The following is a 15,059-nucleotide window of genomic DNA, read 5'->3' as shown; positions in this document are numbered from 1 at the left end:
TCGCCGTTGTCGAAGGAGCCGACGGCCGTTGCCGTCCGGGCCGTCACCGTTGGATCTCCCACCGCTGCCCGGCCAGGAACTCGGCCACCGCCTTGTCCACGGCCTCCTGGTCGGTTCCCATGGCCCGCAGCACGCCGAGGAAGTCGCGATTGGTTCGATACACGTCGTGCCGCTCGCCGACTGCCCGGAGCGGGCGGTACGTCAACTGCACTCCTTCGACGGTCAGTTCGGCGGCAGCGGGGGCGGCGGTGAGCGTCCCGGCGCTCTCGGCGCAGGGATACTCCAGTCGAGCCGCGCCGTCACGGCGTGCTCCCAGGTCCGCGGGCAGCCGCTCACCCAGGTGCGTACGCAGGATGTGCTCGAAGAGCGGTATCTCCAGCAGGCGCGCCAGCAGCAGATCGCACTGGTCGCCGATGGCCCGGTAGTTGACCTCGATGATCCGTGCTCGGCCCTCGTGGACCACGAATTCGGTGTGGCAGGCGCCGAATCCCACGCCGAGCGCGTCGAGTTGGGCCAGCACCTGGGCGACGACCGGCTCGGGATGCGCCGCGACGAAGGTCAGCCCCTCCTCGATGAAGTACGGCGGTGGTGACACTCTGGTGTGGAAGCCGCCCAGGACATGGCGGATGTGACCGTCGCCGAGCGTCTCCAACGTGTACAGCTCGCCCGGCAGATACTCCTCCACGACCAGCGCGGCCCCCGGGCGACGGCTCCGGATCTCCGTGCAGCGCGCCACCAGTTCCTCGGGACCGCCGACGAGCACGACGTCCTCGCTGGCCACGCCCTCGCGCGGCTTGACGACACAGGGGTACGGGACGTCGAGGGCGGCAAGCCCTGCGAGATCGGTGACTTCGGTCGACCACACCGTGTCCGCGCCGACGGAGGTGAGATGGCGACGCATCTCGGCCTTGTCCTTGGTGCGCAGGGTGACCCACCAGTCCTTGCCGGACAGGCCGAAGTAGTCGGCGGCCAGGGCGGCTTGGGTCTGCAGATGGTCGCTGTTGGTGAAGACCGCGTCGGGGCGGTGATGAGTCGATATCCGGGTGACGACGGCACGGAAATCGCGAACGTCGCACTCCAGGATCTCGATCTCCGGATACACGCTCCGGTGGGCGTCCGGCTGGTCGGTCAGGAGTGTGACATCCAGGCCGAGCCGCGCCGCGGCGGGCAGAAACCCTTCGGTGACGGAGTCGGTCGGGTTGAGGGCCAGCAGGTACATACGCATGCGAGGGGACAACTTCCGCTCGTGGGTCGGGGGTTGAGGGGCAGGCTCGGGACGACAGCGATACCCCCGGCCGGCCGACCGCCGAGGAGGAACACGGGTATGTGCCGCAGGGCGCGCGGGGGCACACCCGTGGGTGCGGCCCGTTGGGGCGCGGTCACGGTACGTAATCTCAAGTCAGGCATATTTTACGTTTCAACCAGCCATGAGGGTCTGTGACATGCGCCTCCCTTGATCTCTGCTCCAAGGGTGCGGTCACGCGCTGCTGTCGGTGATCTCTATACTAAGGTAAGCCTTACCTGCTTCGCTTGCTTCGCCCCCCATGCACAGGAGTACCGATGACCGTGACCGTGGAGACTCTGTCGACCGGTGCGGCCACGTCCGTGTCCCGCCTGCTCGCGGGCACGTACCGGCAACTGGGCGAGGTGTGCGAGGCGTTGGCCGTGACAGTCGCCGACCCGAATCCGGCTGTCACTCGAATGGGCGTCAGCGGGGCGGAGTTGACGAAGGATCAAGAGGCCCTGGACGCCTTTCTCCTGGCGGAGACCGTCCGCATCCAGGACCGCTACGACCACACCCCGCGCCGGGACGTCGCCGCCTCGCGAGCCCTCCACGACTACGCATGGTCCGTCGGGCTGCTGATGAGCGGCGTCTGGTACCTCACGGGCCGGGTGCCGCGCGTCCACCCCGAAGATGTCCGGATCGACCTGGCGACCGGCGTGTTCGAGATCAGCCCCCGCGCGGACCTGACCTGCCTCCCGGGCGACCCGGCCGCCACACTCCCCGGCGCGCTGACGGCCCCTCACGAGGAGGCCCTGCGTGCCGAGTTGAGGGTGGCCGTCGCCGATCACATGGAACCGCTGCTCTCCGCTATCGCCCCGCACATCCGGCGCGGTCCGCGCGCCCTGTGGGGCATGGTCACCGACGATCTCGTCTCCGGCATCTGGTACCTCGGCCGCATGCTCGGCCAGGAGCCCGACGCAGTCCGCGCGGCCACCGCGCTCCTGCCCTCGGCCGTCGCACCTTTCCCAGGCGGAGCGGACTTCCGCCGGCTCACCGGCAGCGACGGCCGCCGGCACACCACCCGCACCCGCATGGGCTGCTGCATGTACTACACGATCCGCCCCGACGAGGCCTGCGGCACCTGCCCCCGCACCTGCGACGCCGAACGGCTGCGCAGGATCGAGGGCTGAGCCCGTCCGAGCCGCACGGAGAGCGCCCGCGTTCCGTCCCGCGTACCGTGGTTCGAGGCGGCCGACACATGTCTCACGACGGGAGACGCGCGATGAGCGGCGAACCGACCTTCTTCGAAATCGGCGTGGCCGACCCCGAGCGGGGCCGCGCCTTCTACGGATCCCTCCTCGGCTGGACCTTCGAACCCGGCACGTCCGAGGGCGGAGGCTTCGCCATCGGCACCGGCGGAGTGCCGGGCGGAATGCACGGCGGCGACGCCGGAGCCTCCCCCTACCTCTTCTTCAGGGTGGACGACCTTGACGCCGCCGTCGCCCGGGTCAGTGAACTGGGCGGCACGGTCGAAGACCTGGGCGACGGCGGGGACAGCGAGGAGTCGGCCGCCCGGTTCGGCCGCTTCAAGCTGTGCCGCGACGACCAGGGCTCCGCCTTCGGACTGCACGAACCGCCGAAGTGACCCGTTCCCGCTAGGAGGCCGACGGCACCACCCGTACGTCGGCGGCGCGCACATACGCCACCCGGTGCCCGAACTGGATCTCGTAGTACATGTCCTTGCCGCGCACCACCCGGTGCGGCGTGGTGTCGAAGGTCGGCGCGTAGAAGTACTCGCCCGGCACCTTGTCGCCCGCCGCGTACTTCTGCCCCTTGAGCAGCTTGTACGGCAGGGGCGAGACGTCCTGGACGGGCACGCCTGCCGGGTAGGCCGCCTTCTCCGGGTACGCGCGTCCGTACACGGGGATCTCGGCCAGCCCGGCCTTCGGTGTCACAACGAGGCCCGTCGCGTTGACCGCCGTCGGCTGCTTCGCCGGGTTCTTGAACCAGGCCTTCTGGCCGAGGTACCAGATCGCGGTCCAGTCGCCGTCGCGCCCGGCGACCGCATACCGCTGACCGGTGGAGGCACGCGAACCCAGGTCGTTCACATCGATCGTGGAGTCGGCGCCGTTGGGCCGCAGGCCGATGTCCTTGACGAGCGGCGCGTCCGCGCGCGGCTGGGTGTGCAGCCGTACGGCGCTCGAACCGTGCGCCGCGCAGGGCTCGCCCTTGGTGACGCAGCCCGTGAACTCCGGCTTGTGCTTGGCGAATTGGGGCAGCACGGTGACGAGCCCGCCGTTCGATCCCGGGGCGGCGCGCAGTGGCTTGCCGAGCAGCGTGAAGTAGTGCTGCCAGTCCCAGTACGGGCCCGGGTCCGTGTGCATCCCTGGGATGTTCGCCGTCGTCGTTCCCGGCACTGTGTCGTGGCCGAGGATGTGCTGCCGGTCCAGCGGGATGCCGTATTTCTTCGCCAGGTACGTCACCAGCCGCGCCGACGACCGGTACATCGCCTCCGTGTACCAGGCGTCCGGCGCCGCGAGGAATCCCTCGTGCTCCAGGCCGATCGACTTGGCGTTCACGTACCAGTTCCCCGCGTGCCAGGCCACGTCCTTGGCCTTCACATGCTGGGCGATGTGCCCGTCGGTGGAGCGCAGGGTGTACTGCCACGACACATAGGTGGGGTCCTGCACCATGTTGAGGACACCTTCCCAGGCGCCCTCCGTGTCGTGGACGACGATGTACTTGATGCTCTGGGACTTGGGCCGGTTGCCGAGGTCGTGGTTGCCGTAGTCGCCGTCGCCGAACTCCTCGTACGGCGCCGGGATCCACTCGCAGGACACGGTCGCCGGGCACTCGGTGCCGGCCGCGCGCGCCGCCCGCAGTCCCGTCTCTCCCAACTTCCTTGTAATGGGCTGCAGTTGAGGCTGAGCCGCCAGGGCGACCTGCTGGCCCGCGTCCGTCGTGCGGTGCTCTCCGCGGCGGATCACGTCGAAGACGTCGTCGGCGTACGTCGCCGCCGTCGCCGTGTCGTCGGCGCCCGAGTAGCGCGCCACCGCCCCGTACCAGTCGGCCGCGTCGGCGCTGAGCGGCTCGCCGAGCTGCTTCTGGGCGGCGGCCAGCAGCGCGGCCCCTCCCGCCACATTGGCCGCCGCGTCGGTACGCAGCCGCTCCGCGGGGATCCCGGTGAGTTCGGCCGCCTTCGTCAACGTCTTGAGACGGGCGGGGAGTTGGGTGTTCTCCGGGACCTTGGTCTCGGGGAGCAGAGGCTTGCGTGAGTCGTCGCCGCGCGCGTCCTCCGTGGCGTCGCTGTGGTGCGGTGCCACCGTCCGGGCGATCGCCGTGCGGGCGTCCGTCAGATGCATGGGACCGTAGCCGCCGGTGACACTCGGCGCCCCGGCGTGCGCGTCCCAGCGGGACTGCAGGTAGGAGACGGCGAGGAGCACATCCCGCGGTACGTGGTACTGGGCGGCCGCGTCCGCGAACACGTTCTGCAGGCGGGCGGAGGACGTCCGGGCGCCGCTGTCGGACGGGGCGGCGCCGAGCAGGGGCAGCAGCAGGGCCGCCGAGGCGACGGCACCGGCCGTCCTGAGTGCGCGTCTGTGCCCGGTGGAGGGGCTGGAGTCGGTGAGGGATCCTCGCAAAGCAGGCCTCCTGGGACGATCGGTCGCGATGGTGCGTGCGGGGCCGGGCGTGCGTCAGTGGTACCGGCTCCCCAACGATCCGTCAATCATGCCCAGAGACACTTGATTTCCCATGTCAGCGGCGGGTGTCGCGGGTTTCGCGGCGGCGGCGACCCGGCCTGCGAGGCGTCAGTGGAGTGGACCTCTGGCCCGTTCGGGTGAACATCCTCGATGAACTCGATGAAGGAGGGTCGGGCGCGAGCGGCTGCCCGACATGACGAAGGCCCGCGACATGACGAAGGTCCGCGATGCGCCCCTGTCCTGGGCGCACCGCGGACCACCATCCCCGTCAGCGAGTGCCGACCGCCGCTCGGACGGCCTTGCGGGCCATCTGGCAGTCGTCGTGCAGCCGCCTCAGCAGCAGCCGCTGTTCCTCGCCGGACGGCGCAGCACCCGGGTGGGCCGGTCCCGGTGCCGCCGGGGTCGTCTCGTGCATCGACCGCTGCACGGCCATCTCGTACGTACGGATCTCCCTGGTGACGACGAGCATGAGGTTCACCAGGAACGCGTCCCGCGCCGCCGGTCCCGCCGACTGCGCGAGCTGGCTGATCTGCCGCCGGGCGACGGGCGCGTCCCCGAGGACCGCCCACAGCGTCGCCAGGTCGTACCCCGGCAGGTACCAGCCCGCGTGCTCCCAGTCCACCAGCACTGGACCGGCCGGTGACAGGAGAATGTTGGACAGGAGAGCGTCGCCGTGGCAGAACTGGCCCATGCCCTGGCGGCCCGCCGAGTGCGCGATGCCGTGCACCAGCTTCTGCAGATCGCCCATGTCCCGGTCGGTGAGCAACCCCAGCTCGTGATACCGGGAGATCCGGGCCGCGTAGTCCAGCGGGGCGTCGAACGTCCCCGCCGGCGGCCGCCACGCGTTGAGGCGGCAGATCGCGCCGAGCGCCGCCCTGATGTCAGCGCGCGGCGGGGACTCCAACGGGTGCCGTTGAAGCGCCGCCACCCGTCCCGGCATCCGCTCGATCACCAGTGTGCAGTTGTCCGGGTCCGCCGCGATCAGGCGCGGCACCCGCACCGGGGGCCGGTGCCGCACGAACGAGCGGTACGCCGCTATTTCATGACGGATCCGCTCGCTCCACACCGGGGAGTGGTCCAGTAAGCACTTGGCGACGGCGGTGCTGCGCCCTGTCGTACCGACAAGGAGCACGGAACGGCCGCTGCGGCGCAGCACCTGCACCGGAGAGAACTCCGGACAGATCCGGTGCACCGACGCGATCGCCGTGCGCAGCTGCGCCCCCTGGGGGCCGGACAAGTCGAGTCTCCCGCTGAGCGGTTGGGTACCGAGCCCCGGCACGCGCCGTGACCGACCGGCACCGAGCACGGGAGCCGCCCCCGGGCGTACGGGGTCGAGATAGGGGCCGCTGCCGACCGGGCGGGCGTGCAGCGACCGGGGCGGAGCGGACACGGAGGACGATGCTGCGTACATGGGCGAAACAGATCCCTTCGTGTGCCTGCGAGTTGCTGCGCTACCCGCCCCGGCCGCCCTGGTGCACCCTGGGGAGTGTCCGTTCGGCGACCGGGTCGGGGTGGCGCTTTCCTACCTGACACCCGATGCCCAGTGGCACACCATCTGGCGTGCCCTGGCGAACCCTGGCGAATAGTCGCTCAGCAACTGACAGACGGTTAGTGTCAACTCAGCCGAGAACCTGGGGGCTTGACGTGAGCGGACAACCCAACACCCGCCTTTCGGACCTGTTCGGCCTGGCCGGCTGGTCCAAGGGGGAACTCGCGAGGATGGTCAACCGGCAGGCGGCGGCCATGGGCCACCCCCAGCTGGCGACGGACACCTCGAGGGTGCGGCGGTGGATCGACACGGGAGAGATCCCGCGCGATCCGGTGCCGAGGGTGCTGGCGGCACTGTTCACCGAGCGTCTCGGCCGTGTCGTGACCATCGAGGATCTCGGTCTGGTCCGGCACGGGCGCACGGGGAAACGGCCGGGCGGCGGGAGTGTGGAACATCCCGACGGCATGCCGTGGGCGCCCGAGCGGACTGCCGCGGTCCTCACCGAATTCACGGGAATGGACCTCATGCTCAACCGACGCGGCTTGGTGGGCGCGGGCGCCGCGCTCGCCGCCGGATCCGCAATCAGCAGCGCCATGCAGGACTGGCTGCACTCCGATCCGGCCCTCGCGGCCGACGCCCCTGACATCGACAATCCCCTGCACGCCGACCCCGCTGGGTTCGACCGCTACGAGGCCGCCCCCATCGGGTCGCAGGAGATCGAGGAACTGGAGCGCTCGGTCGAGGTGTTCCGGGCCTGGGACGCGGCCCGCGGGGGCGGACTGCAACGCAAGGCTGTCGTGGGACAGCTCAACGAAGTGGGAGGCATGCTCTCCTACCGACACCCCGACCATCTGCAGCGGCGCCTGTGGGGCGTCGCCGCCAACCTCGCCGTCCTCGCGGGCTGGATGTCGCACGACGTCGGCCTGGAGCCCACGGCTCAGAAGTACTTCATCATCGCCGCGCACGCAGCCCGAGAAGGCGGTGACCGGCCCCGCGCGGGCGAGGCGCTCTCCCGAGCGGCCCGCCAGATGGTGCACCTGGGCCGGCCCGACGACGCCCTCGATCTCATGAAGCTCGCCAAGTCGGGCTCGGGCGACGAGGTCCTGCCGCGCACCCAGGCCATGCTCTACACCATCGAGGCCTGGGCACAGGCGTCGCTGGGCAAGGGCCAGGCCATGCGGCGCACCCTGGGGGAGGCGGAGGACCTCTTCGTCTCGGACAAGGGTGACGTGCCGCCGCCGAGCTGGATGCAGCTGTTCGACGAGGCGGACATGCACGGGATGCAGGCCCTGGCCTACCGGACGCTCGCCGAGCACGACCCGTCCGCCGCCGCCGTCGCGCAGCGCCACGCCAAGGAAGCCCTGGAGCTGCGGGAGAAGGGCCGGGACCGGTCGAAGATCTTCGACCACATCTCGCTCGCGTCCGCCTGCTTCATCGCCGACGACCCCGAACAGGCCGACCGGTACGCACGCCTGGCCCTCACGTCGATGGGTTCGAACTCCTCCCACCGCACCTGGGACCGGCTGCGTGAGATGTACCGGCTGACAGGGCAGTACTCCAGCTATCCGAAGATCAACGATCTGCGTGAGGAGATCAAACTGGCGCTGCCCAAGGGCTCGTTGAAGGCCAGGAGCGGCAACAGCGCACGGGCATAGGGGGCCTGTGCGGCTGTTCATCCCTGTCGGGAGTCACGTCCGGAGTCACGTCGGGCGTCCACCGAGGTCGCACGCCGGATGTCCGCCGAGGCTGGGCTGCGCTCGCGTCAGGTGGCAATCCTGGCGATCAGTACGCAGGCGTCGTCCTCGCGTTCCGTCTCGCCGAACTCCTCCACGACCATCCGTACGCAGTCCTGTGCGGCGCGCGCCTCGCCGAAGCGGGGAGCCAGGTCGAGGAGACGGCTGACGGCCGCCGAGGTGTCGCCTCCACCCTCGACCTCGCTCGAGTCGTGGGACTCCCATGACTGGGACTCCTGGGACTCGGGGGACACCCATCGCCGGGGAACCAGTCCGTCGGTGTGAAGGAGGAGCAGATCACCCGGTTCGAGCGTCTCCTCGGCCTGTCCGTAGACAGCGCCGGAGGTGGCGCCGAGCAGTACGCCGTCCGGCGGCGAGAGCACGCGCCCCGTCCCGTTGCGGAACAGCAGCGGGGCGGGGTGTCCGGCCTGCGCCCAGGTCAGCGTGCGGCTCTCGGGCCGGTAGCGGCAGCACACCGCGCTGCCCAGGGCGGGCTGGACCGAGGCGTCGAGTAACTGGTTCAGCCATGCCATGAGCTGTCCGGGCTCGGTGCCCGCCACGGCCATACCGCGCAGGGCGCCGATCATCATCGCCACGCCCGAGGTGACGGTCACACCGCGGCCGGTGAGGTCACCGACGCTCAACAGCGTGTCCCCGCCGGGCAGTTCGAGTGCGTCGTACCAGCCGCCGCCGATCAGCTCGCTCGTCGAGGACGGCAGATAGCGGGCGGCCAGGTCCAGCGTCTCGGGCCCCTGGCGCGGGAGGCGCAGAGAGCCGCGCCACGGCGGCAGCACGGCCTCCTGCAATTCGACCGCGAGCCGGCGCTCGGTCTGCGCGAGGTGCCGTTGGTGCCGCAGGGAGTCACGGGTCTCACTGACGGTCCGCTGGCTGCGGCGCAGCTCGCTGACGTCCCGCAGGACCGCCCACATCGAGGCGGTGCTGCCGTCCGTGTCGAGCACGGGCTCGCCCATCATGTGCACGGTCCGTACGTCGCCGTCGGGCCGGACGACACGGAACTCGCCGTCGATCGGCTTGGCGTCGATGAGACAGTCCGTGACCATCGCCGTCAGCCTGGGTCGGTCCTGGTCCAGCACCACGGAGGGCAGTTCGTCGAGGGTGAGCGGGGGAGCGGCGGGGTCACGGCCGAGGATCTGGTAGAGCTCGCCGGACCAACTCGCCTCGTCCGTCAGCAGATTCCACTCCGCGCTGCCGACCCGGCTGAGCAGTGAGCCCTGCCGGGGTGCGGCCGACACGGCTGGTGCGGTGGGAGCCGCCGCCTCGGGCTCGACGGGAACGGCCGGCGGGCCGTCCCTCAACTGCGCCAAGTGCTCGTCGAGATCGCTGAGTTGATGCATCGCCAGATCGCACAGGGCACGCTGCCAGCGTCCCTCCGGATCCGTGCCGTCGGCCGGTGCGTCGCGCCGTACGGCGTCCACCTCGCCCCGCAGCCGGCGCGTCTGTGAAATGAGCGCGTCGACCGAGCCGCGCGGGGGCGGCTGGGCGGCAGGGTGGTCCGCCGAGAGATGGGACGGCATGACGTACTCCGATACAGGCACGGTACGACCAAGGCTGAAGGAAGGACCGGTTACGACTGTCGCACAGCCTGCGACGCGCTGTAAGGGATTTGGCAACACGCGACTCGGTGGTGCCTCTGGCATATGTCGCAGTCCTCACGGAGGATGCGGGCGGGGCGGAGTCGGTACGCGGTCGATCCGGTCAAGTCGCAGACAGGATAGGCGAGTTGATGGAGTGACGGCAGTGGCTGCGGCCCACTCAGTCGTATGTTCGGCGAGTGTATGTGCGGTACCTGGTCGAGGTTTTGCCCCATCGGCACCGCTGGGCCCTCAGTACCGCTGGGCCTTGACCAGCTTCGGTGTCAGCACCGGCTCGGCGGGCTTGCGGCTGATGGCGAGCGGCTGGGCGCGCTCACCCGGGCCGAGGTCCTCGGCGCCCACGAACCTCGTCTCCACCGTCTTGCCCGAGGAATCGAGGAAGTCGACCTGCACGGCGTACGAGGCCTGCGCGTCGGTCTTGTTGGTGATGGTCACGACGACGGCGAGCAGGCCGCCGGTCTCGGACCTGGGCTTGCCGGTCATGGAGACGTCGGACATCGCGTTGCCCTGGCCGTCGACGTCCTTGAGCTCGTTCTCCGCGGCCTCGTTGGCCCGGGCGACCTCCGCCGACACGGACGCCTCGAAGGAGGACGCCGCGGCCGAGGCGGAGGAAGCAGCCGCTGAGGCCCGGGCGCGTGCGGACTCGACGGCCGATTCGTTGACCGAGGGGGCCGTACCCGAGAAGGACGCCGTGTCGGGAGGGGACGGCCGCTCGCTGAAGGACGGGTCGGAATCCCCGGAGTCGCTGTCGGTGCTGCATGCCGCGAGCGTGCTCATGGCCGCGGCGATCGCCGCCAGCGCGACGGCGGCCGAACGAGTCCTGCCCGGCCGGCGGGGGTCACGGGGCGACGGTCTGTGCATCGCGGGTCGTCCTTGCTCTCGGCGCCTGGTCGATCGCTGCCGGGTCGGTCGGCGAAATGAACCTTATGCCGGATATTCCGGCGAGGCATTTCGGGACGGCCGGACCCCCGGTCACTCGCCCAGCACCGGGTCTGCCGCCTTCGCGGTGTCAGTAGCTCAGTAGCGCAGTACCCCCGCGATGCCCTCCGCGTCGCCCAGTGCGCCGTCCGGGACGAAGCGGACCTGCGCGCCGGTGTCCAGGCACTGTTCGACGATCTCGTCCACGATGTCGTCGCGGGCGTCCAGATCGCCGGTGCCGGCCGGGACGAGATGGTCGCCGCCGTCGTCGCGTACGGTCACGCGGTAGTTCTCCTCGACGGCCAGCAGCCGGACCCGGCCCGCTGTCGCGTTCTGCCAGACCTCGTCGACGCCTGCCGCGAACGCCCGTCGGCCCTTGGCCGTTTCGAGTTCCCGCGCCACGGTGTCGGCGCTCTTGCGGTCCTCGGCCGCGACCAGGGGGCTGACCGCCTGCCACACGGCGTCGGCATTCGCGTGCGCGAGACCGCCGTGCGCGACGTGGACGCCGTCCTTGGTGACGGTGCCGACCTCGTCGAGAAGGGAGAGCGCGGCCTGCTCGCCGGTGACGTACACCGGCCTCGGGTCGCCGCGCAGGAGACCGGCGAGGGCGGTGTCGCCGTCCCGCAGGAAGTGGCGCGTCCGCTCGTCGCGGAAGGTGCTCGGCAGGTCGCCGATGCGTTCCTGGCGCTCGGCGTCCGGGTCCTCCAGACTCCGGGTCATCGGGAAGCCGGCCGCCTCGGACTCGACGACATGCCCCCCGCCGCCGCTCCACAGGGAGATCCGGTCCGCGGAGACGGCCAGTACCCAGAAGGGACGCTCGGAGGCCTGCGCGGCGACGAGATTGCGGGTCAGGAAGGTGTCCGAGAGGACGACACGCTCCGGCACGGTCCGGGCCAGCGACCACACCTGGTGCTCCCCGGGAGCGGCGAAGATCGCGAGGCCGTCCTCGGCGTGTGCCAGATCGACTTCCGTCAGCGCCTGATCCAGCTGCCCGACGACATCCATCCGCAGCTCACGGGTGACCGCGGGGTCGGATTCCAGCTGCTTCTTCGCCTCGGCCAGGACGTTGCGCAGCCGGACGGGATCCTGCGCCTTGTCGGGCTCGCGGCGATGGGTCGGAGTGAGCACCGACACGGCCGGATAGGGCCGCGGGCGGCGCAGTTCGGTGAGTGTGGTGGGACTCAGAACATGCTCCATAGATGCACCATATGACCGAATGGGCGAACGGGCATGCGGGGGAACCGGACCGGGCGGACAGGGCGATCGGTCGTCGACGTCACCGGGCAGTCGTATCGCGCCCTGCCCCGCCCTGTCGCCCTCACTCCTCCGCCCCGCACGAGCTCCCGTCGGCCGGCAGCGACCCGTACAGCAGGAAGTCGTCGACCTTGCGGTGTACGCACTTGGAGGACCCGTACCCGGTGTGGCCCTCGCCCTTGTTGTCGAGGACGACCGCCGACGAGCCGAGCCGTGCCGCGGTCTCCGTGGTCCAGCGGTACGGGGTCGCGGGGTCGCCGCGGGTGCCGACGAGGAGCAGCTTCGGGGTGTCGACGTCGCGGACCTGCTCGCGGATGTAGGTGGTGCCCTTCGGGCGGCCGTAACACATCAGGACCTGCGTGAGGCGGTACTCGCCGAACACCGGTGAGGCCGCGTCGTACTCGGCGCGCAGCCGGTCGATGTCCTCGGTGATCTGGTCGGCGGTGGGCCGGTCGGGGTCGTCGGCGCAGTTGACGGCCATCAGCGCGGCCGGGAGGTTGTCGACGGGAATGTCGCCCTCGTCGACCAGGCCGCCCTCCCCGTCATCGGCGAGCCCGCCGTCGCCGGGAACCGTGATGCCGCCGGGCAGGGAGACACCGCCGCCGGCGAACCGCATGATGCCCCGGGTGTCGCCGTCCTGGACCAGCGAGGTCAGCGCCTGCGAGAGGGCCGGCCACAGTTCCTTGCTGTAGAGGGCCTGAACGATCGCGCCCACCAGATCCTGGCCGGAGAACGGTTCGCCGAAGTCCCCCGGCACCGGGTCCTCGTCCAGCGAGTCGACCAGCCGGACCACGTCCTGCCGGGCGGTGCGCGTGTCCTGTCCGAACGCGCAGTTGATGTCCTCGGTGCACCAGTCGAGGAAGCCCTCAAGCGCTGTCTGCTGGCCCTGCGCGCCGACGATTCCCTGTTCGCTCAGTGGTTCGGTGAGGGTGTCCACGCCGTCGAGCACCAACCGGCCCGTCTTCTTGGGGAACTGGGCCGCGTACACCGCGCCCAGCCGCGTTCCGTACGAGAAACCGAGGTAGTTGAGCTTCTTGTCGCCGAGGGCCTGGCGCAGCACGTCGAGGTCGCGGGAGGCATTGACCGTGCCTATGTGGGACAGCACGGGCCCGGAGTGCTCGGCGCATTCGGCGGCGGCCCTGCGCAGCAGGTCGAGAGCGGCTTGCGGGTCGTCGCTGTCGTCCGCGTCGGGATCCGCCTCGTCCGCGGCCTCGCCCGTTCCCTCGCCCGTTCCCTCGCTCGTTCCCTCGCCACAGCTGACGGGAGAGCTTCTGCCGACGCCGCGCGGGTCGAAGGTCACCACGTCATAGCCGTCGGTCAGGCCCATGAAGTCCTCGCCACCCGCGGCGAGTTCGCTGACTCCGGGCCCGCCGGGGCCGCCGAAGTTCAGCACCACCGAACCCCTGGACTTCCCCGTGGCCCGGACACGGGCCAGGGCGAGGTCGAGTGTCCCGTCGGCCGGTTTCGCGTAGTTGACCGGGACGGTCACCTTCCCGCACTGCAGGTCCTCGGGCAGGCCGTCGCCCTCGCAGGCGGACCACTTGATCCGCTGGTCGTAGAAGCGGGACAGATCGGGACGGTCGGTGTCCGCCGCGGCCATCGAAGGCAGCCCCGCTCCCAGCAGGGCCAGCGTCACGGCGCCGGTGAACGCGCGGCGTTGATGCGTGGACAGCATGAATGCCTCCCGGGACGCCCCGGCGCGCAGCCGGGAATTCCCCCTCGATCACGATAAGGGGGCACCCCCGGCCACGCCTCCGGGCGGGCGGACCTGCGCCGGAGGCCTTACTCTGCGCGCCGCGCGCCCCACGGCGCGGTGTCACGGCATCGCGCCGGACAGTTCGACTGAGGCACCGCCCGTTGGGGTGAAAAATCGGCAACCCACTAACCCGCATCGCCCACCGGCGTTTTATCCGGTGCGGGTGAGTGCCCGCGACCATGTCTGGAAGGCAGGGAACCTATGAAACGGGTCGCCCGAAATGGTTTGATCATCGCGGCCGCCGCCTCGGGCGCCGTGGCCGTGACGATGCCGGTGTACGCGGACTCCGCGGCGGACGGCGGCACGGCCAAGTCGCCGGGTGTGATCTCCGGCAACACCATTCAGCTCCCGGTGCACGTTCCGGTGAACGTGTGCGGGAACACGGTGAACGTGGTCGGACTCCTCAACCCCGCAGCGGGCAACCGCTGCGCCAACGAGGGCGGCCACAGCAAGGGCGGCGACGGAAAGGGCGGCGGTCCCCATGACGGTTCCGCCGGCGCGGTCGCCGAGGGCGGAGCAAAGGATTCACCAGGTGTGATCTCCGGCAACGGCATCCAGCTCCCGGTCCAGCTCCCCGTGAACGTCACCGGCAACTCGGTGAGCGTTGTCGGCATCGGCAACCCCGCCGTCGGCAACGAGTCCACGAACACGTCCGGGGAGCGGCCGCACCACCCGGAGAACCCGGTGTCGCCCCCCGCCCCGAAGCCGGTGGAGCCGCCGAAGAAGCCGGAGCGACCGGCGAAGCCGGCCAAGCCGGCCAAGCCGGATGTGGAGCCCGAGGCGCCACGGGCCGTGCCGCAGGAGCCCGGAGCGTCCCTCGCCCAGACCGGCACGGACCTGACGGGCCCGACGCTCGCGGCCAGCGCCGCGCTGATGCTGGGCGGCGCCGCGCTCTACCGGCGCTTCCGGACGGCTGTCACGCCCCGGTCCGGGCATGCCGGTGCGGGTGGGCCGGAGTCCGCGGACGGCTCCTGACCGGAGCCTCAGGTCGGTCCGCCGGGTTCGCGGCCGGTCATCGGCCCGAACCGGCGACCGTACGTCGATCCGGCCCGCCCGGCGGTCTGCGGTCGCCCACTCGGACCGGGCCCGCGGACGTGGTCCCGGTCGCGGACGGATCCGTACCCACGGTCGTCCGTGCACCGCCCTCGGCAGTGCGCTGAATCACGCACGGCAGGACACCGCGTCGATTCTCAGCCGAGTGACACCTCCGAGGACGGAAGACCCCACCGGGCACACCAACCGGTGGGGTCTCCCTCTGACAACGCCCGCGCGCCCTCATGCCTTGCGCACGCCCCTCGTGCCCTGCGCGTGCTCCTCGTGCCCGGCACACCGCTCAATCCCCGGCGCGCCCTCACGGCCCGGCGCCGCCC

Annotated in this window: 11 protein-coding genes; 4 read left to right on the top strand and 7 right to left on the bottom strand. The window is 70.8% G+C overall.

The window, feature by feature from the left end; genetic code table 11:
- Positions 1-43 precede the first annotated feature (43 nt).
- Complete coding sequence (locus tag ACFWXQ_RS11235; RefSeq protein ID WP_383939564.1) at positions 44-1,225, bottom strand: acetyl-CoA carboxylase biotin carboxylase subunit family protein; 1,182 nt, start codon at positions 1,223-1,225, stop codon at positions 44-46.
- A 335-nt stretch (positions 1,226-1,560) separates the two neighbouring features.
- On the opposite strand from ACFWXQ_RS11235, the gene ACFWXQ_RS11230 reads away from it, so the two are divergent.
- Entirely contained in the window at positions 1,561-2,415 is an 855-nt protein-coding gene (locus tag ACFWXQ_RS11230) for a (2Fe-2S)-binding protein (protein ID WP_383939567.1), read from the top strand.
- Between the two features lie 92 nt (positions 2,416-2,507).
- Positions 2,508-2,870, top strand: a complete 363-nt coding sequence (locus tag ACFWXQ_RS11225; RefSeq protein ID WP_383939570.1) for a VOC family protein — start codon at positions 2,508-2,510, stop codon at positions 2,868-2,870.
- Between the two features lie 10 nt (positions 2,871-2,880).
- Here ACFWXQ_RS11225 and ACFWXQ_RS11220 read toward each other — a convergent pair whose 3' ends face one another.
- On the bottom strand, positions 2,881-4,866 hold the full coding sequence (locus ACFWXQ_RS11220; protein ID WP_383939573.1) for an N-acetylmuramoyl-L-alanine amidase: 1,986 nt from the start codon (positions 4,864-4,866) through the stop codon (positions 2,881-2,883).
- Between the two features lie 328 nt (positions 4,867-5,194).
- Positions 5,195-6,337: an aminoglycoside phosphotransferase family protein gene (locus ACFWXQ_RS11215; RefSeq protein ID WP_383939576.1), complete on the bottom strand. Its 1,143-nt coding sequence runs from the start codon at positions 6,335-6,337 to the stop codon at positions 5,195-5,197.
- Between the two features lie 233 nt (positions 6,338-6,570).
- Here ACFWXQ_RS11215 and ACFWXQ_RS11210 point away from each other — a divergent pair, with 233 nt between their 5' ends.
- On the top strand, positions 6,571-8,070 hold the full coding sequence (locus tag ACFWXQ_RS11210) for a hypothetical protein (RefSeq protein ID WP_383939579.1): 1,500 nt from the start codon (positions 6,571-6,573) through the stop codon (positions 8,068-8,070).
- Between the two features lie 107 nt (positions 8,071-8,177).
- On the opposite strand, the gene ACFWXQ_RS11205 is transcribed toward ACFWXQ_RS11210, so the two are convergent.
- From ACFWXQ_RS11205 to ACFWXQ_RS11190, 4 genes are all read right to left on the bottom strand, one after another.
- The gene (locus tag ACFWXQ_RS11205; protein WP_383939582.1) at positions 8,178-9,683 is read right to left on the bottom strand and encodes a PP2C family protein-serine/threonine phosphatase; all 1,506 of its coding nucleotides are present in this window, start codon (positions 9,681-9,683) and stop codon (positions 8,178-8,180) included.
- 309 nt (positions 9,684-9,992) lie between these two features.
- On the bottom strand, positions 9,993-10,622 hold the full coding sequence (locus ACFWXQ_RS11200; RefSeq protein WP_383939585.1) for an FxLYD domain-containing protein: 630 nt from the start codon (positions 10,620-10,622) through the stop codon (positions 9,993-9,995).
- Between the two features lie 156 nt (positions 10,623-10,778).
- The gene (locus ACFWXQ_RS11195) at positions 10,779-11,876 is read right to left on the bottom strand and encodes a chemotaxis protein (RefSeq protein ID WP_383939588.1); all 1,098 of its coding nucleotides are present in this window, start codon (positions 11,874-11,876) and stop codon (positions 10,779-10,781) included.
- A gap of 121 nt (positions 11,877-11,997) precedes the next feature.
- Complete coding sequence (locus tag ACFWXQ_RS11190) at positions 11,998-13,608, bottom strand: alpha/beta hydrolase (protein ID WP_383939591.1); 1,611 nt, start codon at positions 13,606-13,608, stop codon at positions 11,998-12,000.
- 282 nt (positions 13,609-13,890) lie between these two features.
- On the opposite strand from ACFWXQ_RS11190, the gene ACFWXQ_RS11185 reads away from it, so the two are divergent.
- Positions 13,891-14,664: a chaplin gene (locus ACFWXQ_RS11185; RefSeq protein ID WP_384079389.1), complete on the top strand. Its 774-nt coding sequence runs from the start codon at positions 13,891-13,893 to the stop codon at positions 14,662-14,664.
- The last annotated feature ends 395 nt before the right edge of the window (positions 14,665-15,059 follow it).

It is taken from the genome of Streptomyces sp. NPDC058697 (assembly GCF_042715345.1).
Classification (GTDB): domain Bacteria; phylum Actinomycetota; class Actinomycetes; order Streptomycetales; family Streptomycetaceae; genus Streptomyces; species Streptomyces liliifuscus.
The sequence above is the reverse complement of the archived record's forward strand: the minus strand, read 5'-3'. Positions and strand labels throughout refer to the sequence as shown.

Bases quoted from the DNA above. Each gene is read 5' to 3' on its own strand.
- ACFWXQ_RS11235 (WP_383939564.1), bottom strand. From the start codon at position 1,225: ATGCGTATGTACCTGCTGGCCCTCAACCCGACCGACTCCGTCACCGAA.
- ACFWXQ_RS11230 (WP_383939567.1), top strand. From the start codon at position 1,561: ATGACCGTGACCGTGGAGACTCTGTCGACCGGTGCGGCCACGTCCGTG.
- ACFWXQ_RS11225 (WP_383939570.1), top strand. From the start codon at position 2,508: ATGAGCGGCGAACCGACCTTCTTCGAAATCGGCGTGGCCGACCCCGAG.
- ACFWXQ_RS11215 (WP_383939576.1), bottom strand. From the start codon at position 6,337: ATGTACGCAGCATCGTCCTCCGTGTCCGCTCCGCCCCGGTCGCTGCAC.
- ACFWXQ_RS11205 (WP_383939582.1), bottom strand. From the start codon at position 9,683: ATGCCGTCCCATCTCTCGGCGGACCACCCTGCCGCCCAGCCGCCCCCG.
- ACFWXQ_RS11200 (WP_383939585.1), bottom strand. From the start codon at position 10,622: ATGCACAGACCGTCGCCCCGTGACCCCCGCCGGCCGGGCAGGACTCGT.
- ACFWXQ_RS11195 (WP_383939588.1), bottom strand. From the start codon at position 11,876: ATGGAGCATGTTCTGAGTCCCACCACACTCACCGAACTGCGCCGCCCG.
- ACFWXQ_RS11190 (WP_383939591.1), bottom strand. From the start codon at position 13,608: ATGCTGTCCACGCATCAACGCCGCGCGTTCACCGGCGCCGTGACGCTG.
- ACFWXQ_RS11185 (WP_384079389.1), top strand. From the start codon at position 13,891: ATGAAACGGGTCGCCCGAAATGGTTTGATCATCGCGGCCGCCGCCTCG.